The sequence below is a fragment of the Massilia rhizosphaerae genome (assembly GCF_016093545.1).
GTDB lineage: Bacteria > Pseudomonadota > Gammaproteobacteria > Burkholderiales > Burkholderiaceae_D > Telluria > Telluria rhizosphaerae.
This window is the reverse complement of record NZ_JADKYX010000004.1, coordinates 361,322-382,032: the sequence shown is the minus strand read 5'-3', so window position 1 is coordinate 382,032 and position 20,711 is coordinate 361,322. Positions and strand designations below refer to the sequence as shown.

At 66.5% G+C, this 20,711-nt stretch carries 18 protein-coding genes; 9 read left to right on the top strand and 9 right to left on the bottom strand.

Annotation, left to right across the window (positions count from 1 at the left end; all coding sequences use genetic code 11):
• The first annotated feature begins 134 nt into the window (after positions 1–134).
• Together ISF28_RS09405 and ISF28_RS09400 are read left to right on the top strand one after the other, a co-directional pair.
• Positions 135–833, top strand: coding sequence for a response regulator (locus ISF28_RS09405; protein ID WP_198116891.1), 699 nt, complete (start codon positions 135–137; stop codon positions 831–833).
• Between the two features lie 5 nt (positions 834–838).
• Positions 839–2,266, top strand: coding sequence for a sensor histidine kinase (locus ISF28_RS09400; protein WP_198116890.1), 1,428 nt, complete (start codon positions 839–841; stop codon positions 2,264–2,266).
• Positions 2,267–2,347: 81 nt separating this feature from the next.
• On the opposite strand, the gene ISF28_RS09395 is transcribed toward ISF28_RS09400, so the two are convergent.
• The 4 genes from ISF28_RS09395 to ISF28_RS09380 are packed head-to-tail and all read right to left on the bottom strand — an operon-like array spanning position 2,348 to position 7,919.
• Complete coding sequence (locus tag ISF28_RS09395) at positions 2,348–3,697, bottom strand: sigma-54-dependent transcriptional regulator (RefSeq protein ID WP_229518963.1); 1,350 nt, start codon at positions 3,695–3,697, stop codon at positions 2,348–2,350.
• 8 nt (positions 3,698–3,705) lie between these two features.
• On the bottom strand, positions 3,706–5,571 hold the full coding sequence (locus tag ISF28_RS09390; protein WP_198116889.1) for a sensor histidine kinase: 1,866 nt from the start codon (positions 5,569–5,571) through the stop codon (positions 3,706–3,708).
• Positions 5,572–5,600: 29 nt separating this feature from the next.
• Positions 5,601–6,596: a porin gene (locus tag ISF28_RS09385; RefSeq protein ID WP_229518962.1), complete on the bottom strand. Its 996-nt coding sequence runs from the start codon at positions 6,594–6,596 to the stop codon at positions 5,601–5,603.
• Positions 6,597–6,647: 51 nt separating this feature from the next.
• A complete protein-coding gene (locus tag ISF28_RS09380; RefSeq protein WP_198116888.1) occupies positions 6,648–7,919 on the bottom strand; it encodes a dicarboxylate/amino acid:cation symporter in 1,272 nt (423 codons plus the stop codon).
• 307 nt (positions 7,920–8,226) lie between these two features.
• Here ISF28_RS09380 and ISF28_RS09375 point away from each other — a divergent pair, with 307 nt between their 5' ends.
• The 4 genes from ISF28_RS09375 to ISF28_RS09360 all read left to right on the top strand — a co-directional run bounded on the left by ISF28_RS09375 (position 8,227) and on the right by ISF28_RS09360 (position 13,162).
• Positions 8,227–9,153, top strand: coding sequence for a LysR substrate-binding domain-containing protein (locus ISF28_RS09375; RefSeq protein ID WP_198116887.1), 927 nt, complete (start codon positions 8,227–8,229; stop codon positions 9,151–9,153).
• 100 nt (positions 9,154–9,253) lie between these two features.
• Positions 9,254–10,537, top strand: coding sequence for a Glu/Leu/Phe/Val family dehydrogenase (locus ISF28_RS09370; RefSeq protein ID WP_198116886.1), 1,284 nt, complete (start codon positions 9,254–9,256; stop codon positions 10,535–10,537).
• A gap of 186 nt (positions 10,538–10,723) precedes the next feature.
• On the top strand, positions 10,724–10,936 hold the full coding sequence (locus ISF28_RS09365; protein ID WP_198116885.1) for a hypothetical protein: 213 nt from the start codon (positions 10,724–10,726) through the stop codon (positions 10,934–10,936).
• A gap of 204 nt (positions 10,937–11,140) precedes the next feature.
• Entirely contained in the window at positions 11,141–13,162 is a 2,022-nt protein-coding gene (locus tag ISF28_RS09360; RefSeq protein WP_198116884.1) for a DUF4214 domain-containing protein, read from the top strand.
• Positions 13,163–13,215: 53 nt separating this feature from the next.
• On the opposite strand, the gene ISF28_RS09355 is transcribed toward ISF28_RS09360, so the two are convergent.
• The 3 genes from ISF28_RS09355 to ISF28_RS31390 all read right to left on the bottom strand — a co-directional run bounded on the left by ISF28_RS09355 (position 13,216) and on the right by ISF28_RS31390 (position 14,716).
• A complete protein-coding gene (locus ISF28_RS09355) occupies positions 13,216–13,836 on the bottom strand; it encodes a c-type cytochrome (RefSeq protein ID WP_370663408.1) in 621 nt (206 codons plus the stop codon).
• Between the two features lie 123 nt (positions 13,837–13,959).
• Positions 13,960–14,202 (bottom strand): SHOCT domain-containing protein, encoded by a 243-nt coding sequence (locus ISF28_RS09350; protein WP_198116883.1) that lies wholly within the window; start codon positions 14,200–14,202, stop codon positions 13,960–13,962.
• A 340-nt stretch (positions 14,203–14,542) separates the two neighbouring features.
• Complete coding sequence (locus ISF28_RS31390) at positions 14,543–14,716, bottom strand: glycine zipper domain-containing protein (RefSeq protein WP_502572574.1); 174 nt, start codon at positions 14,714–14,716, stop codon at positions 14,543–14,545.
• A 197-nt stretch (positions 14,717–14,913) separates the two neighbouring features.
• Here ISF28_RS31390 and ISF28_RS09345 point away from each other — a divergent pair, with 197 nt between their 5' ends.
• Positions 14,914–15,798 carry a TraB/GumN family protein gene (locus ISF28_RS09345; RefSeq protein WP_198116882.1) on the top strand — a complete coding sequence of 295 codons (885 nt, stop codon included), beginning with the start codon at positions 14,914–14,916 and terminating at the stop codon, positions 15,796–15,798.
• An 85-nt stretch (positions 15,799–15,883) separates the two neighbouring features.
• Here the strand turns inward: ISF28_RS09345 and ISF28_RS09340 are convergent, their stop codons facing one another.
• Together ISF28_RS09340 and ISF28_RS09335 are read right to left on the bottom strand one after the other, a co-directional pair.
• On the bottom strand, positions 15,884–17,203 hold the full coding sequence (locus tag ISF28_RS09340) for a homoserine dehydrogenase (RefSeq protein ID WP_198116881.1): 1,320 nt from the start codon (positions 17,201–17,203) through the stop codon (positions 15,884–15,886).
• Positions 17,204–17,231: 28 nt separating this feature from the next.
• A complete protein-coding gene (locus tag ISF28_RS09335) occupies positions 17,232–18,458 on the bottom strand; it encodes a pyridoxal phosphate-dependent aminotransferase (RefSeq protein WP_198116880.1) in 1,227 nt (408 codons plus the stop codon).
• A gap of 191 nt (positions 18,459–18,649) precedes the next feature.
• Here ISF28_RS09335 and ISF28_RS09330 point away from each other — a divergent pair, with 191 nt between their 5' ends.
• Both ISF28_RS09330 and ISF28_RS09325 read left to right on the top strand, forming a co-directional pair.
• Positions 18,650–19,045 carry an Mth938-like domain-containing protein gene (locus ISF28_RS09330; RefSeq protein WP_198116879.1) on the top strand — a complete coding sequence of 132 codons (396 nt, stop codon included), beginning with the start codon at positions 18,650–18,652 and terminating at the stop codon, positions 19,043–19,045.
• Entirely contained in the window at positions 19,042–20,709 is a 1,668-nt protein-coding gene (locus ISF28_RS09325) for a glycosyltransferase family 39 protein (RefSeq protein WP_198116878.1), read from the top strand. Before ISF28_RS09330 ends, ISF28_RS09325 begins: the two co-directional genes overlap by 4 nt.
• The last annotated feature ends 2 nt before the right edge of the window (positions 20,710–20,711 follow it).

The window sequence follows — 20,711 nt, the reverse complement described above, 5'->3', positions numbered from 1 at the left end:
TCGTGAAGCCAAGCATAGTCGGACTTAGCTTTCAATCAGCTTTCACTGAAGCGCCCGATCTCACCAGTGTGGAAATTACGTAGCAGAGGATACGAGTGCTTTGCGCCGCGCGCGCTTGCGCTTACACTGGCGCGATGCGAATCCTGTTAGTCGAAGACCATGTCGAGCTGTCGCACTGGGTATCGAAAGCCCTGCGCGACGCCAATCTCACCGTCGAATGCGCCGCCAACGGCGCCGATGCCGACGCGCTGCTGCACACCCAGGACTACGCGCTCGTGATCCTGGACCTCACGCTGCCGCGCATGGACGGCCTGGACGTGCTGCGCCGCCTGCGTGCGCGCGGCGGCACGCGCGGGCGCACGCCCGTGCTGATCCTCACGGCGCGCGGCGGGCTGGAAGAGCGCGTGCAGGGCCTGAACCTGGGCGCCGACGATTACCTCGCCAAGCCGTTCGAACTGGCGGAACTGGAAGCGCGCGTGAAAGCGTTGTTGCGCCGCAGCGTCGGCAACGAGGCCGTCGTGCACAGCTGCGGGCAGCTCAGCTTCGACACCGTCGCCCGCATGTTCACCTACTGCGGCGAGCCGCTGGCGCTGACGCCGCGCGAGCACGCCGTGCTGGAAGCGCTGATCTCGCGTCCGGGCCGCGCGCTGTCGAAGGAAAAACTGTTCGACGAAGTGTTCGCGCTGGACGACGACGCCAACCTCGACGCCATCGAGCTGTACATCCACCGCGTGCGCAAGAAGCTGGACAAGCGTCCGGACGGCGGCGCCGCCATCGCCACCCTGCGCGGCATCGGCTATCTGCTGCAGGAACGGCCGGCCGCCGGCGCCTGAGCGCGATGCCCGCGTCCTTCGTTCCGGTGCGGCCGCTGGGCAGCCTGCGCGGGCAGCTGCTGCGCTGGCTGATCGTGCCGCTCGTGATCCTCGTGGCGCTGAACGCCGTGTCGCTGTACCGCGACGCGCTCGACGCCGCCGACATCGCCTACGACCGCTCTCTGCTCGCGTCCACGCGCGCGCTGGCGGAGCGGGTGTCGGTCCGCGACGGCAAGGTCGTGGCGGACGTGCCCTACGTGGCGCTGGACAGCTTCGAGACGGACACGCTGGGCCGCATCTATTACCGCGTGGGCGGCCTGCACGGCGAGACGGTGTCCGGCTACGACGACCTGCCGCCCGTGCCGAAGAACACGCCGCGCTCGGAACTGTATCCGGCCCTCGTGCGGTTTTATCACGCCGACTACAACGGCGAGCCGGTGCGCATCGCCGCCCTGCTGCAGCCCGTGTACGACGATTCGATGCGCGGCATCGCGCTGATCCAGGTGGGCGAGACGCTGGACGCGCGCGTGGCGCTGTCGCGGCGCATCCTGCTCAACACCCTGCTGCGCCAGGCGCTGCTGGTGCTGGCCGTGGCCACGCTCGTGTGGTTCGCCGTGCGCCTCGTGCTGCAGCCGCTGATGCGCTTGAAGCAGGTCGTGGAAACGCGCGCGATTTCCGACCTGTCCGACGTCGACGAAGCGCTGGTCCACCGCGAAGTGCGCCCGCTGGTGGCGGCGATGAACGGGACGATGGCGCGCATGCAGAACCTGATCGCGAGCCAGCGCCGCTTCATCGCCGACGCGTCGCACCAGCTGCGCACCCCGCTGACGGTGCTGAAGACGCAGGCCGAGCTGGCCCTGCGCGCAAACGACCCGGCCGCGATGGAGGCCATCGTGCGCTCGATCGCGGCGACGACGGATTCGACGGTGCACCTGGCGAACCGCCTGCTGACGCTCGCGCGCATCGAGCACGGCGGCGCCAACGCCGCGCTCGCGCCCGTGCCGCTGTCCGAGGTGGTGCGCCAGGTCGGGCTGGAGCTGGCGCTGCCGGCCGTCCAGAAAGACATCGACCTGGCGCTGGAAGCGGACGACGACGGCGCGACGACGATCGCGGGCCAGGCGCTGCTGCTGCACGAGCTGGTGAGCAACCTGGTCGACAACGCGATCCGCTACACGCCGCCCGGCGGCACCGTGCTGCTGCGCGTACGGCGGCGGGACGGCGGCGTGGTGCTCGACGTGCAGGACAGCGGGCCGGGGCTCGATCCGGCGGAATACGACAAGGTGTTCATGCCCTTTTATCGGGCCGGCGCCGCGCTGGAGACCAATCCGGGCGGGACCGGGCTGGGGCTCGCCATCGTGCGCGACATCGCCACGGTGCATGGCGCCGCGCTCGCATTGGATCGCGCGGAGAGCGGGCGCGGGTTGAAGGTGACGGTCACGTTCGCGGCGCCGTGACGCGTGCAAAGGTGGGCGGAGGGCCGCCCACCCTACGGTTGAAACGTAGGGTGGACACCCCGTGTCCACCATGAGCCGCCATTATCGGTAATCGTCCGGCGTCAGCCCATACTTCTGCATCTTGTAGTACAGCGTCTGCTTGGGCACCCCCAGCGCCGCGGCGACGTCGACGACGTTGCCCGCCGCCCGGCGCAATTCCTGCTCGATGACGGCGCGCTCGAACGCCCCCACCTGGTCGGCCAGCGGTACCGCCGCCGCCGTGCGCGCCGCCAGCAGGCCGTCGCCACCGCTGGACAACCCCAGCACGTAGCGCTCGGCGATATTGCGCAGCTCGCGCACATTGCCCGGCCAGTTGTGCGCCATCAGCGATTGCATCAGCGGCGCCGGCACCGTCGGCACGCCGCGCTTGTAGCGCGCCGCCGCGCCCAGCATGAAATGTTCGAACAGCAGGGGAATGTCCTCGCGCCGCTCGCGCAGCGGCGGCAGGTTCAGCACGATCAGGTTCAGGCGGTAGTACAGGTCGCTGCGGAATTTCTGCTGGTCCGACCATTCCTTCAGGTCGACCTTGGACGCGGCGATCACGCGCACGTCCACCGGCACCGGATGGTTCGATCCGAGCCGCTCGACGTAGCGCTCCTGCAGCACGCGCAGCAGCTTCACCTGCAGCGACAGCGGCAGGCTTTCGACCTCGTCGAGGAACAGCGAGCCCTTGTCGGCGTGCTCGATCTTGCCGACCTGGCGCTTGGCGGCGCCGGTGAACGCGCCCGGCTCGTGGCCGAACACTTCGCTCTCGAAGATGTTTTCCGGGATCGCGCCGCAATTGAGGGCGACGAAGTGGTGCGCGCGGCGGCGGCTGAACTGGTGCAGGCAGCGCGCCACCATCTCCTTGCCGGTGCCGGTTTCGCCGTAGATCAGCACGTCGGCCGACTCGTCGGCCAGGTCCAGGATCAGGCGGCGCAGGTTGCGCATCGGGGCGGAATCGCCCAGCAGCATCGCCTCGATGCCTTCGCCGTTCGCGATGCGGTCGCGCAGCGTCTCGACCTCCAGGATCAGGCGCCGCGTCTCGAGCGCACGCTGCACCGCGTCGACCAGCTGTTCCGACGAATACGGCTTGGCGATGAAATCGTAGGCGCCGCCGCGCATCGCGCCCACCGCCATCGAGATGTCGCCGTGGCCCGTCACCAGCACCACCGGCACCTGCGCGTCGATGGCCTTGACGGCGGCCATCAGTTCGAGCCCGCTCATGCCGGGCAGGCGCACGTCGCTGACGACGATGCCGGCAAAGCCGGGCTTCACCTGCTCCAGCGCCGGCTCGGCGGCGTCGAACGCTTCGACCGTAAAACCCGCCAGATCGAGCGCCTGCGCGCTGCCGGCACGGACGACGGCGTCGTCTTCGACGAGCAGCACTTTCATTGTTTCATACGTGGACATGGTGTCTCCTACTCCGCCCGGGGCAGATCGATGATGAACCGGGCGCCGCCTTCGGGCGGCGACTCGGCCCGCAGCTGGCCGCCGAACTCGCGCACGATCTGTTCGGAGATGGCCAGCCCCAGTCCCAGGCCTTTGCCCTGCGGCTTGGTGGTAAAGAAGGGTTCGAATAACTGCGCGCGGATCTCGGCGGGGATGCCGGGACCGCTGTCGGTCACGGAAATCAGGATCCGGTCGCCGTGGCGCGCGGCGTCGACGACGAGCTGGCGCGGCGCGCTGCCCGCCATCTCCATCGCGTCGAGCGCATTGCTGAACAGGTTCACGAGGACCTGCTGCAGCCGGTTGCTGTCGCACAGCGCGTACAGGTCGCGCGCGTGCGTGGCCATGCGGAAGCCCACGCGCTCCTGCGCGATCCGGCGCTCGACGAGGAACAGCGCGGCCGTGACGGCCTCCGCCACCGGGACCGCGCTCGGCAAGGCGCCGGACTTGCGCGCGAACTGGCGCAGCTGGCCGGTGAGCAGGCCCATGCGCGCGACCAGTTGCGAGATCGTGTCGAGGTTCGCGCGGGCGTCGTCGAGGCGGCCGCGCTCGATCAGCACGCGGGCATTGTCCGCCATCGTGCGCAGCGCCGTCAGCGGCTGGTTCAGTTCGTGCGTGATGCCGGCCGACAGCTGCCCCAGCACGGCCATCTTGCCCGCCTGGACCAGCTCACTCTGCGCCTTGTGCAACTGCTCTTCGGCCTGGCGGCGCACGGCGTTCTCGTCGCGCAGCTCGCGCGTCATCTGCTGCAGGCTCGCTGTGCGCTCGGCCACGAGATTTTCCAGCTGGTCGTAGGCGCGCTGCAGATCCTCGCGCGCGCGCCGCCGCTGCCGGCCGAGGCGGTGACGCTGGCGCGCGTACAGCACCAGCATGACGGCCAGCGCCTCCGACAGCAAGGTCAGCAGGGCCGCGGCGCGGGCGCTGGCGCGGGCGGGCGCGAGGTCGGACAGGTAGACCATCCGCCAGTTGCGCCGCACCAGCGCGCGCGACTGGCTCAGCATGAGCCCACCGGCGGGCGGCGGCCCGGCGACGATGCCGGCACGGCTGTCGAGCACGCGCACGACGCGCAGCCCCAGCGGCACGAGCGCGTGGGAGACGTATTGGCGCGACTGTTCAAGTTCCTGGCGCACGGCCGGCGCCAGCGGCGCCAAGGTATGGTATTTCCATGCGGGCACCGAGCTGAGAAACACCACGCCATGCGCGTCGGTGAGCAAGACCTTGCCGCCGGCTTCGGCCCACCCGTCTTCCTGGCTTTCGATGTTGACCTTGACGGTCGCCACGCCCAGCATGCGGCCGTCGTGGTAGATGCCCTGGGCAAAATAATAACCGGGCTCGCCCCGCGTCGTGCCGACCCCGTAGAAGCCGCCCGGCACGCCGCGCAACGCGTCGCGCACATAGGGCCGGAACGCGACGTTGTCGCCGACGAAGCTGTCGGGCGCGCGCCAGTTGCTGGCGGCCTGCGTCACGCCTTGCAGGTTGACGATGTAGATGCTCGTCGACCCGGCCAGGCGGTTGACGCGCTCCAGGTAAACGTTGACCTGCGTCCGCAAGACCTCGTCGCCGGGGTGGCGCAGCATGGCGATGACGTCGTTGTTCAGTTCGAACGTGCCGGGCAGGAAATCGTATTTGGACAGCAGGTTTTCCAGGCTGGCCGTGTACGTGTCCAGCCGCCGCGCCCCGGACTGCCGCAGCCGGTCGATCGCGGCCTCCTCGGCATAGCGGTACGCCACGCCCGCCAGCGCCACGAATGCCAGCAGCAGCAAGGCCCACAGCGCCAGCCGCCGGCGCGGCCAGCGGCCGGCCTGGCGCGGGTTGACGGTGGGTGCGTCTGCTGGCATGGCGGTCCTGAAGTGTTTACACCATGCGATTAGAACACATGCCGCACCCCAAGGTTAATGCCCGTGGTGCCGGAACCGGCATTGGTCGCGTCGCCGACCGTGTACGCGGCACCGTCGCGGTTGACGATGTGGCCGTACGCGGCGTACAGGTCGGTGCGCCGGGACAGGCCGTACTCGTAGCCGATCGCGCCCTGGCGCGCGTGCGCGTCGCGGCCGAAGTCGTCGCGGTGCACGACCAGCGACGCCAGCACCCGGCCCGGCCCGGCCTTCACGGCCACGCCCACCAGCGCGTCCCGGCTGGCGTTGCCCGCCACGTCGCGATTGCGCGCATACGCCGCGTGGAAGACCGTGCGGCCGAAGCGGTAGCGGCCGGCCACCATCGTGTGGCCGTCGTATCCGGTGCCCGTCGCAGCGTCCTTGCGGTGATGCGCCAGCACCAGGGTCAAGCCATCGGCGTCATAGGTGACGGAGGCGCCGATGCTGCGGTTCTTCACCGTGTCGGCGGCGGCCTCGCCGGCGCCGTACAGCACGTCGGCCGACAGGCCGTTCCAGGCCGGCGTCTGGTACTCGACCGAATTGTCGACGCGGGTGAGGGTCGGGAAGATGTTCTGCGCATTGCCCGCGAGGCCCGTGCAGAACGGGTCGACGATGTCGCGCAAGGCCTTGTAGAACGGCGCGTACTGGCGGCCCAGGCTCACCGAACCGAACGCGCCGGACAGTCCCACGAGGGCCTGGCGGCCGAACAGCAGCCCGCCCTGCGCCGGCTTGCCGGTGTCGATGTTGTAGCCGTTTTCCAGCACGAAGAAGGCGCTCGTGCCGCCGCCGAGGTCTTCCTTGCCCTTGAAGCCGAGCCGCGAGCCGGACGCCACGCCGCTGCCGATGTTGTCGGCCGAGCCGTTCGGGCCGCCGCGTTCCAGCACGATGCCGGCGTCGGCGACGCCATAGATCTTCACGGACGTTTGTGCCTGGGCGCAGGCGGTGGACAGGCCGAGCGCGCATGCGCCGGCGATAAGCCGATAGTTCAAATCAAGTCTCCGTTGATGGTTTGTGTTGTTTGCGTGGTTTGTGGTGTACGGTCAGCCGACTTGGACGGCCGTCGGGACGGTCTGCTGCGGCTTCTCGCCCAGCGCGCCTTCCCAGTTGGCGACGACGGCCGTGGCGATGGCGTTGCCGACGGCATTGGTGGCCGAGCGCCCCATGTCGAGGAACTGGTCGATGCCCATCAACAGCAGCAGGCCGGCCTCGGGGATGTGGAACTGGTTGAGGGTGGCGGCGATCACGACCAGCGACGCGCGCGGCACGCCGGCCATGCCCTTGGACGTCAGCATCAGCAGCAGCAGCATGGTGATCTGCGTGCCCAGCGACAGGTCGATGCCGTACGCCTGGGTGATGAACAGCACGGCGAAGGTGCAGTACATCATCGAGCCGTCGAGGTTGAACGAATACCCCATCGGCAGCACGAAGCTGGAGATCTTGCGCTGCACGCCGAACTGGTCCAGCGCCAGCAGCAGCTTGGGATAGGCCGCTTCCGAGCTGGCGGTGGAAAACGCGATCAGGAACGGTTCGCGGATCAGCGCCAGGAGGCGCAGCACGCGCTTGCCGATGAACAGGTAGCCGCCCAGCACCAGCAGCGTCCACAGGCACAGGAGGCCGATGTAGAACGCGCCCATGAACTTGGCGAAGGTGAGCAGGATGCCCAGGCCGCTCGTGGTGACGATCGATGCGATCGCGGCGAACACGGCCAGCGGCGCCATCTTCATGATCGCGCCGGTGATGCGCAGCATGACCTGCGCCAGTTGTTCGATCACGGCGGTGAGGCCGGCCGCGGACTGGCCCAGCGCGCCCAGCGCGCCGCCGAAGAACAGCGCGAACACGAGCACTTGCAGGATCTCGTTATTGGCCATCGCTTCCAGCGGCGACTTGGGTACCAGGTGGACGACGAAGTCCTTCAAGGTGAAGGCGGAGGTTTTCAGGCCGGTGGCCGCATCGACCGGCGGCAGCGGCAGGTTCAGGTGCGCGCCCAGTTGCAGCAGGTTGGACAGCACCATGCCCAGGGTCAGCGACGTCAGCGAGGCGATCACGAACCAGGCCATCGCCTTCATGCCGATCCGTCCGGCGGCGCGGCCGTCCCCCATGTGGGCGATGCCGACGGTGAGCGTCGAAAAGACCAGCAGCGAGATGATCATCTTGATCAGCCGCAGGAACACGTCGGTGACGATGGAAATATGTGCCGCGACGTCGGCACTGAGCTGCTTGTCGGCGATGGTTTCATGGCAGCCGTAGCCGACTGCGGCGCCCAGCACCATCGCGATCAGGATGGTCAGGGTCAAGGGGCGTGTCTTCTTCACATTAATCTCCAAGAATCGCGGCATCTGGCGGCGCCGCGTGTTGTCATGACCCGGCGGGAACCGGGTGCACGGTCATCAGCAATACGCATGCCAGAGTCATTACGCCCAAGTCGGAAATGCAAGCCGTTGATTCGAAATGGATTTTTTCTGAGAGGCCGGTTTGCGGCAGCCGCCGGCGTCCAGAAAACCGGAGGGGCCGCCCGGGCCCCGTATGAATCGTTGGAAAGCGGCCGGACGCCGGCACCGCTTTATGGCGGGCAAGAAATAGCCGTACAATGCCGCGACGATTCAACGGCACGGGACGCGCATGGAAACGAAATGGCTGGAAGACTTCATCTCACTGGTCGAAACCAAGAACTTCAGCCGCTCGGCCCAGTTGCGGCACGTGACGCAGCCGGCGTTTTCGCGCCGCATCCGCTCGCTGGAAAACTGGCTCGGCACGGACCTCGTCGACCGCACCACGTTCCCCACCCGCGTCACGCCGGCCGGCATGGTGTTCTACGAACAGGCGCTGGAAATGCTCGGCCAGATCAACGGCGTGCGCGAAATGCTGCGCAATAACCGCGCGACGGTGGCCAGGACGATCGACCTGGCCGTCCCGCACACGCTGTCGCTCACGTTCATCCCGAAGTGGCTCACGGCGCTGGAGCGCGATTTCGGGCCGCTCAGCAGCCGCCTCATCGCCCTCAACGTGCACGACGCGGTGCTGCAACTGGTCGAAGGCGGCTGCGACCTGCTGCTGTGCTACCACCATCCGCGCCAGCCGGTGCAGCTCGACCCGGGCCGCTACGACATGCTGCTGCTGGGGCGCGAGGCGCTGTGCGCGTACGCCCGCTGCGACGCCGACGGCGAACCGGCCTACCGCCTGCCCGGCCGCAAGGACGCGCCGCTGCCGTTCCTGTCCTACACGACGAATGCCTACCTGGGACGGATGGTCGACCTGATCGTCGCCGACGCGAAGCCCGCGCTGTACTTCGACAAGCGCTACGAGACCGACATGGCGGAAGGCCTGAAGATGATGGCGCTGGACGGCCACGGCGTCGCCTTCCTGCCCGAATCGGCGGTCACGCGCGAGGTCGCGCAGCAGCAGCTGGCGCGCGCGAGCGAACCCGGTCAGTGGGAGATCGAGATGGAGATCCGCCTGTACCGCGAACGCCCGTCCGACGCGCGGCCCGGCAAGCCCGTCGTCGCGGACCTGTGGGACTACCTCGCCGCGCAGGCTCCAACCGCGTAATGCTTTTTGCGCATGACCGCATGCGCAAGCAGCATTGGCCATGCTCCGGCAGCTCATCCTATGATGCGCTCAGCCTGAATCACACCACCGGAGACATGCCATGAGCAACGACTACATCCCTTCCTATTTGAATCCCGCCGACCTGGGTCCGTGGGGCCAGTACCTGCAGCAGGTCGACCGCGTCGCCCCGCACCTGGGCAGCCTGTCGCGCTGGGTCGAGACCCTGAAACGTCCGAAACGGATCCTGGCCGTGGACGTGCCGATCGAACGCGACGACGGCACCATCGCCCACTACGAGGGCTACCGCGTCCAGCACAACCTGTCGCGCGGCCCGGGCAAGGGCGGCGTGCGCTTCCACCAGGACGTGACGCTGTCGGAAGTGATGGCCCTGTCGGCCTGGATGTCGGTCAAGAACGCGGCCGTCAACGTGCCGTACGGCGGCGCCAAGGGCGGCATCCGCGTCGATCCGTCCACGCTGTCGAAAGGCGAGCTGCAGCGCCTCACGCGCCGCTACACGAGCGAGATCAGCATGCTGATCGGCCCGACGAAGGACATCCCCGCCCCGGACGTGAACACCAACGAGCAGGTCATGGCCTGGATGATGGATTCGTACGCCATGATCGAAGGGAACCTGTCGACCGGCGTCGTGACGGGCAAGCCGGTCTCGCTCGGCGGCTCGCTGGGACGCCGCGAAGCGACGGGCCGCGGCGTGTTCGTCGTCGGCCAGGAGGCCGCGGCCCGGCGCGGCGTCGCGCTGGCCGGTGCCCGGATCGCGATCCAGGGCTTCGGCAACGTCGGCGGCACTGCGGCCACGATCTTCGCCGAGGCGGGCGCGAAGATCGTCGCCGTGCAGGACCACACCGGCACCATCGTGTGCGAAGGCGGCCTCGATGCCGCACGGCTGCACGAGCACGTGGCCGAAGCGGGCGGCGTCAAAGGCTTCCCCGGTGCGGACGCGACCCTGGACCGCGACGCGTTCTGGGACATCGAATCGGACATCCTGATCCCGGCCGCGCTGGAGCGCCAGATCACGGCGGACGTCGCGACGCGGCTGCGCACGAAAATCGTCCTGGAAGGCGCGAACGGCCCGACGACGCCGGAAGCGGACGACATCCTGACCGACAAGGACGTCCTCGTCGTGCCGGACGTGCTGGCCAACGCGGGCGGCGTCACGGTGTCCTACTTCGAATGGGTGCAGGACTTCTCCAGCTTCTTCTGGACCGAGGACGAGATCAACGCCCGCCTGACCCGCATCATGCAAAGCGCGTTCGGCGCCGTGTGGGACGTCGCGCAGGAGAAGAAGGTGTCGCTGCGCACGGCGACGTTCATCGTGGCGTGCACGCGCATCCTGCAGGCGCGTGAGGTGCGCGGCCTGTACCCGTAAATCTCGTGCGGATCGCGTGGCGCGCCCGCAGGTACGACGCCACGCGACTTCAAAAAAAGCTATTTTTTGCTGCACATTGCGCACAGATAAGCATGGGTTCCGTCCCATGCCTGTCATCGTTGATCGACCACAAACATGCATCCGGACACTGTTTTTTGTGCGCCGCAGCACAGGTAGAATGCCCGGATGAAAACGACCGACACCCTCCCCCCGACGCCCGGCGCGGACGACGCGCTGTTCGACCAGATCGAACGCCGCATGCTGGCGCTCACCACCGTTCCCCTGCACGCCCCCGCCACGCTGCCCCGGCGCTACGTGGACGAGTTCGCCGACGGCTTCCTCGGCGTGGCCTATCTGCCGCCGCTGCCGTTGGCCAGGCGGTGGCGCGTCGCACCGTGACAGGCTGGTCGACGCTTTGAATCGTCGCGCTTGATCACAGTTCAACAACTAAGTTGCTGTCTAAATACGGCTTTTCCGCTCAAATGTGGTGTCTGCCCCCAAAACTGTCGCACCTCATTGAATTTCCGCTTGGAAATTAATTGCCGCATGGATATATTCAGGGTTCCCCCGGCAGCGTGCCGCTGCCCAGCCACAGGAGAACCCATGAGCACGACCTACGATTCGACCGTCAACGCGTTTTACGTTGCCTTCTACGGCCGCCCGGCTGACCCGGCTGGTTTGGCGTACTGGTCGCAGCAGCTCGCCCAGGCGGGCGGCGACTTCAGCGTCATCAAGGACGCGTTCGCCAACTCGGAGGAAGCCACCGTCCGCTTCAGCTCGACCACCGCGACCGACCGCATCACCGAAATCTACCAGCAGCTGTTCAACCGCGCCCCGGAGGCCGCCGGCCTGTCGTATTGGGTTGACGCCGTGAGCAAGGGCCACGCAACCATGGCCGACGTGGCGATCGACGTACTGCAGGGCGCGCAAGGCAGCGACGCATCCCTGGTCAACCTGCGCCAGAAAGCGGCGGCGGAATTCACCGCCCATGTGGCAGCGACGGGCACGTCGTACGACGGCTATCAGGCCGTCCAGGCCGGCCAGCTGCTGGTCAGGTCGGTCAACTCTACGACCACCAGCACGGACATCGACAACATGATCACCGCCGCCAGCAGCCTGGCAAGTACGGCCAAGGACGCGCCGAGCGTGATCGACTCGCTGGCCGGCAGCGGCGAATCGCTCGCCGACCTGGCCGACACGCAGCAGGGCAAGACCGATCCGGTCACGCTGCTGCAGGCGCTGGCCGATGCGGCCAAGCAGGGCGCAACCGACCCGGCCAGCATGGCGCAGCTGCTGCGTGGGGGCGGCATGGGCCAGGTGCTCAAGACGATGCCGCCCGGGACCAGCCTGCCTGACTTGATCAAGGCGCTGGACAGCGGCGGCATGCCGGCCGCCACCGACCTGGTCTATCGTGGCCATGCGCCGCAGGGCGGCGATACGACCGCGCCGACGGTCGCATCGATTGCGTATGGCGACAACGACGGCAGCCTTGCGGTTGGCGACAAGGTGACCTTCAGCGTGAAGTTCAGCGAAGCGGTCCAGACCAAGGGCCAGCCGCACCTGCTGTTGAATAACGAAGGCGTGGCGCATTACGTCAGCGGCAGCGGCACCGACACGCTGGTGTTCAGCTACACGGTGGGTGACGACGACCACAGCACCACCGACCTGGCAACCGCCGTCGCGCACGCGCTGGGCGGCTCGATCCGCGACCTGGCCGGCAACGCGCTGGTCGCCACCGGGGCCGACAACGTCAACCCGGACGGCACGCTGGCCGTGGTGGCGCAGCCGGCCACGACCGACGGCGGCACGTCGGACAGCACGCTGAAGATTGTCGCCGACGCCGCAGGCGTGCACGTCTCCGGCGTGACCGCCGGCGACATCAGCCTGGTCGATCCGGTCACCAAGACCGCGACGCACGTCGGCACCATCAGCGATGGCCAGGCGACGCTGGGCGAACAGGCCCAAGTGGTGAGCGGCACCGTGTCGGTGACCACCTCGACCACCACCACCACCGGCACCACCGGCACCACCGTGACCGACAGCAGCGCCACTGTCTACACGCTGGGCACGGCATCCGGCGATACCGTCAGCGGAACCCACGTCTGGGGCTTCGGCGGCAACGACACCATCACGGGCACCACCGGCGTGGACACGATCTCGGGCGGCGCGGGCGCGGACCACATCGACCTGGGCGCCGACCAGGCGGTCGACGTGCTCCTGTACGGCAAGGGCGACACGGATACCCATGTCTTCACCGACGGCGGTTCGATTTCGGCCATGGACGTGATCGTCAATGCGGGCCTGAACGACGTGATCCAGGTGGCCGAAGACACCTTCACCGGCACCGCGACCGGCCACACGACGTATCTTGCGGACGCCACCGCCAACAACTACGCCATCGTCCAGGGTTCGGACATCGGCGGCGTGTTCAAGGCCGGCACGGCAACGACCGACGACGACTACATGATCCAGTGGTCGGACGGCACCTCCGTCAACAGCGTCGTGCTGGAGAATGTCGGCACGACCGCGCCGACGCTGCACGTCGATCCGGCCACCGGAACGATCACGCTGGCGGCGGCTTCCGCCGTCGCGGTGGTAGGTATCGCCGACCCGGTGCACGGCTGAACCTGAAGGCGTGCCCGGCAGCCGCTGCCGGGCGGCACCGCGCCCCGGTGCTGTTACGGTGAAGTTGCCAGGAATTCGGCCACAGCCCTGATATCACGCTCGCTCAGCGACGCGGCAATCCGGCCCATCATCATGCCCTGACGCTCGCCACTGGCGAAACGGTGTAACTGATCAATGATATAGGCCGAGTGCTGGCCGTTGAGCGCCGGTATCGGTGCCATCATCGCCATCATTCCCATCATCGGCATGGCCTGCCCGTCCTGGCCGTGGCACATGACGCACGCGGGCCCTCGGCCGGGGCCCGCGTTGCCATGGAAGATTCGCTCACCCTCCGCCCGCAGGCCTGGATCCGTGACGCGGTCCGCGCGCACGGCCTGCTTGCCGAAGAAACTCACGACATCCGTGATCTCCGCATCGGAGAGCGTGGCGGCGATCCCGGACATCGGTTTGGAACTGCGCCGGCCTGTCTTGAACGCCCACATCTGCCGGTAGAGATAGTCGGGATCCTGGCCGGCAAGCTTCGGATATTGCGAGACCGTGCTATTTCCGTCCGCGCCGTGGCAGGCTGCACATTTTGTCGCTGCCAAGCGCGCGCCGGGTTCGGCGCCGCTTGCCCCGATACGGGCAACGAGCACAAGCTTCCGATAATCGCAATCATGCAGTTTGCGATCCACAACCGCGCACGGCATGGTGATGTCACGTCGTACGCCCGTCGGATAGTCTTTGACATCGTTCCTTCTCGCCACGCATGTGCCGGCATGCCGATCGTCGATGTCCAGGGTCGGGTCAGCGCTGGCCTATGGCGCCAGATCCCGTTTCATTTGCTCGTACTCCTCTTTGCCGATCTCTCCGCGCGCAAAGCGCTCCTGAACGATCTCGAGCGGCGTCTTCCCGCGTGTGCCGCGATCCGGACCGTTCTGGGACAGGAACCAGCGGATCACGCCGACGATTCCGAGGATAACGAACGCCCAGAACAGAAGCATCAGCACGCTGCCAACGCCCATTCCCCACCAACCGTATCCCATCATGTTGCCCATCATGGCGGCCTCCATCGCGTATCGGCGCCACCATGGTACTGCCGTACGGCGAGGGCGAAAAGCGCGCTTATGCTCGTCGAGCGTTGACAGGTTTGCTTTTTGTTATGTGGCAGATGCGGTGCCCGCGGTATGGGCTTGATATTTTTTCCGGAGTTCCTCTGAAAAAAGCCCCCGACGGGAACCTCTTGGTCTGCTTCTGGCCAGTCTCGGCCGGTCAGGCCAGCATGGCATGTTGCTGAGGCAGAAAAATCACGGCGTGTCACGACAGGCAGGAACCGGCCCAAACCGGCCGTTCAGCTTTGCGTTGAACAGAAGATTTGTGTCGAAGGTCAAACGTAAAAATTTAGCGCCGAGACTTCAAAATTGACCTGCCGATAGCAAATCCAATTGCAATCCCCGGGCCAATGCCAAGAGCAACGTTGCCGAGCGCGACGCCAATCGCACATCCAATCGCCACTCCATAACAAATCCAAACGGCCATAAATTTTCTATCTTTTTTGCTTGCTGAATCGCGCATAGTTCCTTTTATTTCGAAGTTAGAAGGGCCGCTTTTGACCGAACCCGGCCTCTCCCCCAGCATAGCACGCTGCCTACGCCAAAGAATCACGCACTATCACGACAAGGTGTCGCGCCAAATGACGTCAAAATAAAATAGCTACAGGGAAAATGTATCGATAAAATTCGGCCAGCCCATTCTTACTCAAGGAAACGCCGATGCCTCGCCGGATCATCATCATTCTTCTTGCCGCGTTCAGCCTGCTGTCCAACCCGGCCTGGGCAGTGGAGCGCGGTGCACTGTTCAAGGTTAGCGGCCACGACCATACGATGTTCCTGTTCGGCACCATCCACATGGGCCTGCCCGAATTTTTCCCGCTCGACGACAGCGTGACCAGGGCCCTGGCCGCTTCCTCCACGCTGGCCCTGGAATTCGATCCGACCGTGCAGACCGCGGAGCTGGCCACCATGATGCGGCGCGCCGCGGCCACCACACCCGCCATCGTCGCCGCCATGCCGCCAGCGCTCGGGCCGCGGCTGACGCGCCGGCTCGAGGCGCTCGGCGCGCCGGCCACGCTGTCCACGCAGGTCAAGCCATGGATGCTGATCGTCACGCTGGCGACGGTCGAATACGCCAAGCTCGGTTATCGGCCCGAACTGGGCGTCGACGCCTACCTGGCGAAACTGGCCCACAGCGAGAACGTCAAGGTCATCGGCCTGGAGACGGCCGAGGGCCAACTCGACCTGCTCGACCGCCTGCCCGTCGCCGACCAGTGGACGATACTGGATGAAACCCTTGCATCGCTGGATTCGGGCGAAGCGCAGCAGGATGTGAAGTCCCTCACCGACGGCTGGGCCAAGGCCGATCACGCCACGCTCGACGCCCTGGCGCGCAAATTCGAGACGGACCCGCGGCTGTCGTCGCAGATCATGCAGCGCCGCTTCCTGACCGAACGCAACGGGCCGATGGCCGACAAACTCGACGGCTTGCTGGCGCGTGAAAAGAATACGATGGCGGCGGTGGGCCTCATGCATTTGATCGGCAAGGACAGCTTGCCGGCCTTGTTGCGCGCAAAGGGACTGAAGGTCGAGCAGCTGTATTGAAAATTGAAAACGACGAAGCCGCCCACCGTTCGCACGATGGGCGGCTTCGTCGCCTTCGGCCGGACGCGCGCGTCCGGCCTGCAGGTCAGCCCAGGCTTTCCAGGCGAATGCGCACCACCTTGCCCACGGTCGTCGCCAGGTGCTCGATCTTGGCGATCGCGGCGTTGACGTATTTTTCGCGGGTCTGGTGGGTGATGATGACGATGTCCGTGCGTGCCTTCTCGCCCGGCTCCTTCTGCAGCACGGCGTCGATGGAGATGCCGGCCTCGGCCAGGATGCGGGTCAGGTCGGCCATCACGCCCAGCTGGTCCTGCACGGTCACACGCAGGTAATAGCTGGTGCGGATGTCTTCCATCGGCAGGATCGGCACGTCGGCCAGTTCGGTCGGCTGGAACGCCAGGTGCGGCACGCGCGAGTACGGGTCCGCGGTCGCCAGGCGGGTCACGTCGATCAGGTCGGCGATCACGGCGGACGCGGTCGGCTCGGCGCCGGCGCCCTTGCCGTAGTACAGCGTGGCGCCGACGGCGTCCGCTTGCACCAGCACGGCGTTCATCGCACCTTCCACGTTGGCGATCAGCCGCGCGCCCGGCACGAGGGTCGGGTGCACGCGCAGTTCGATGCCTTCCTTGCCGTCGACCGTCGTGCGGCGGGTGATGCCCAGCAGCTTGATGCGGTAGCCCAGCTGTTCGGCGTAGCGCAGGTCGACGGCCTGCAGCTGGCTGATGCCCTCGACGTGGGCGCTGCCGAACTGCACCGGGATGCCGAACGCGATGGCGGACATGATGGTCAGCTTGTGCGCCGCGTCCACGCCTTCGATGTCGAAGGTCGGATCCGCTTCCGCATAGCCCAGTTCCTGCGCCTGCTTCAGCACGGTCGCGAAGTCCAGGCCCTTGTCGCGCATCTCGGACAGGATGAAGTTGGTCGTGCCGTTGATGATGCCGGCCACGGATTCGATGCGGTTGGCCGAGAGGCCTTCGCGCAGCGCCTTGATGATCGGGATGCCGCCGGCGACGGCTGCCTCGAACGCCACCATCACGCCCTTGGACTGCGCGGCTTCGAAGATCTCGTTGCCGTGCAGCGCCAGCAGCGCCTTGTTGGCGGTGACGACGTGCTTGCCGTTGGCGATGGCCTGCAGCACCAGTTCGCGCGTCAGCTCGTAGCCGCCGATCAGTTCGACGACGATGTCGATGTCCGGGTTGTTCACGACGGCGAACGGGTCGACCACGACCTCGACGTCGCTGCCGACGATACGCTTGGCGCGTTCGAGGTTACGGACGGCGACCATCGCGACCTCGATACCGCGGCCGGCGCGGCGGCGGATCTCTTCCTGGTTGCGTTGAAGAACGTGGTAGGTGCCGGCACCGACGGTGCCGAGGCCGAGCAAGCCTGCTTTGATGGGTTTCATATGGGTTACTGTCTGCTGTCTGTCGTTCTCAGCGCGCGTGGCGGCGCCGGTAGCCGTCGAGAAAGCGGGCGATACGGCCGCACGCATCCGTCAGGTCGTCGGTATTGGGGAGGAAGACCACACGGAAATGGTCCGGCGTCTTGCAGTTGAAGCCGGTGCCTTGCACCAGCAGGACTTTTTCCTCGGACAACAGCTCACAGATAAATTGCTGGTCATCGGCGATCGGGTAGATCTTCGGGTCGAGGCGCGGGAACATGTACAGCGCCGCTTTTGGCTTGACGCAGGTAACGCCCGGGATATCGGTCAGGAGTTGGTGGGCCAGGTCGCGCTGGCGCGTGAGACGGCCGCCAGGCGCGACGAGGTCGGCGATGCTCTGGTAGCCGCCGAGCGCCGTCTGGATCGCGTACTGCCCCGGCGCGTTGGCGCACAGGCGCATCGAGGCCAGCATGTTCAGGCCCTCGATATAGTCTTTCGCATGGCGTTTTTCGCCGGAGAGGACCATCCAGCCGGCGCGGTAGCCGCAGGAGCGGTAGTTCTTCGACAGGCCGTTCAGGGTGACGAACATGACGTCGTCCGCCAGCGAGGCGAGCGACACGTGCTCCTCGCCGTCGTACAGCGTCTTGTCGTAGATTTCGTCGGCGTAGACGATCAGCTGGTGCTGGCGCGCCAGTTCGACGATTTCCAGCAGCACATCGCGCGAATACAGCGCGCCGGTCGGGTTGTTCGGGTTGATGACGACGATCGCGCGCGTGTTCGGCGTGATCTTCTTGCGCATGTCGTCGATGTCGGGCAGCCAGCCGGCCTGCTCGTCGCACACGTAGTGCACGGGATTGCCGCCCGCCAGGCTGACGGCCGCCGTCCACAGCGGGTAGTCCGGCGCCGGCACCAGCACTTCGTCGCCGCTGTTCAACAGGCCCTGCATGCCCATCACGATCAGTTCCGAGGCGCCGTTGCCCAGGTAGATGTCGTCGATGCCGACGCCGCGGATGCCCTTTTCCTGGGTGTAGTGCATCACCGCCTTGCGCGGCGCAAACATGCCCTTCGAATCCGTGTAGCCGGCCGAGTTCTGCATGTTGCGGATCATGTCCTGCACGATCTCGTCCGGCGGATCGAAACCGAACACGGCCAGGTTGCCGATGTTCAACTTGATGATCTTGTGGCCGTCTTCCTCCATCTGACGGGCGATCTGCAGCGCCGGGCCCCGGATCTCGTAGCAGACGTCGTCGAGCTTGTTGGATTTCAAAATCGGTCGCAAAATATCACCTTGGAAATAATGGGCTGCGAAAAAGTGCTCGTCAGTGCAGCCTGGACGGAAGCGCGTTGTTGCAATGCGAAAAATTCCATTCTGCCGAAAGCACGCCGATTAAGCAACCCACCATTGCTGGCCCGCAGTGGAAACCAGTTACAATACGCGCCCTGTGCCTGTCATCTCCCGGCTTTTCCATCATGAAGCTACATTCCAGCAGCACCGAAAAATACCAGACGGTCACCGGCTACGACCGGTCCGGCGTCGAGATCAATGCCCAGCGCTTCGACTACAGCGTGCTGGTGATGCCCGAGGTCGCGCCGCGCCCGTGGCCCGTGACGCGCTTCGAGGACCTGACGGCCGGCCATTTCGAAGCCATCGCCTTTGATAAGCCTGACGTCGTCATCCTCGGCACCGGCGAGCGCCAGCGCTTCGTGCATCCGCGCCTCGTGGCCAGCCTGTCCACCCTGCGCATCGGCGTCGAGAGCATGGACAGCCACGCCGCCTGCCGCACCTACAACATCCTGATGGGCGAAGGCCGCAAGGTCACCCTCGCACTGATCATCGACACCGACGAGGGCGCGACGGCCGAATGAACGACCTGCACCGCAACAAGACCTTCACCTGGACCCTGCTGATCGCCTTCGCCATCGTCCTGTTATATGTACTGGGCGCGCGCACGCTCGTGCCGCCGGACGAAGGCCGCTACGCCGAGATGGCGCGCGAGATGTTCGCAAGCGGCGACTGGATCACCACGCGCCTGAACGGCATCAAATATTTCGAAAAACCCCCGCTGCAGACGTGGATGAACGCCCTGTCGTTCGCCGTGTTCGGCCTCGGCGACTGGCAGGCGCGCCTGTGGACGGGCTTGTGCGGCCTGTTCGGCGTCGTGCTGACGGGCGTCGCGGGCACGCGCGTGTTCGGCGCACGCGTCGGCTTCTATGCCGCGCTGGTGCTCGGCTCCTCGTTCTACTGGGTCGCGTGCAGCCAGATCGATTCGCTCGACATGGGCGTGTCCGGCATGATGACGCTCGCGCTGTGCGCCCTGCTCATCGCCCAGCGCGACGACGCCGGGGAAGCCGAACGGCGCAACTGGATGCTCGCATGCTGGGCCGGCATGGCGCTGTCGATGCTGGCCAAGGGCCTGATCGGCATCGTGCTGCCGGGCGGCGTGCTGGTGGTCTACACGATCTTCTCGCGCGACTGGACGATCTGGAAGCGCCTGCACCTGGGCAAGGGCCTGCTGCTGTTCTTCCTGATCGCCGCGCCCTGGTTCGTGCTCGTCGGGATCCGCAATCCGGAGCAGCCGCACTTCTTCTTCATCCACGAGCATTTCGAGCGCTTCCTGCTCAAGGAACACCACCGCGAAGCGGCATGGTGGGTCTTCTTCGCCCTGCTGGCGGCCGGCAGCGTGCCGTGGGTCGGCGTGCTCGTGCAAAGCCTCGTCGCGGGCGCGCGCCGCAACGGCGACACCGGGCGGTTCCGCCCGCGCCTGATGCTGCTCGTGTGGGTCGCGTTCATCGTCCTGTTCTTCACCAAGTCGAATTCCAAGCTGCCCGGCTACATCCTGCCCGTGTTCCCCGGCGTCGCGCTGCTCATCGCCCACTACCTGGACAACGGCACGCGCCGCGGCCGCATGGTCACGGCCGGCCTCACGGCACTGCTGGGCGCGGGCCTGCTCGTCACCGTGCCGTTCATGCAGAAGCTGGCCAAGCACGCGGGCGAGAACGCGCTGTACGCGGCCTACCAGCCATGGGTGCTGGCGGCCGGCCTCGTGCTGCTGATCGGCGGCTGCCTCGCCATGCTGTACGCGCGCCAGATGCTGCGCGACCTGTTCGTCGTCGTGCTGGCCGTCGCCGGATTCGCCGGCACGGAGCTGATGCTCGTCGGCTTCGAGCCGATCGGCAAGGTGCGCGCCGGCGTCGACCTGCTGCCCGCCCTGAAGGCGGCCGGCGCCGCCGATCCGGCCGTGAAAGTGTATTCGGTCGGCATCTACGAACAGTCGCTGACCTTTTATCTCGGCCGTCCCGTGATCCTCGTCGACTACCGCGACGAGTTCGACTTCGGCCTGCAGCAGCAACCGGAACTCGCGATCCCCACGATTCCCCCGTTCGTCGCCCAATGGCGGCGCGATGCGGCCGCGGGCGTGCACGACGTGGCGATCACCCGCCCCGAGATCGCCGCCGACCTGCAACGCCAGGGCGTACCCCTGCGCATCGTGGCGGCGGACGCGCGCCGCACCGTCATCGCGAACTTTTGATC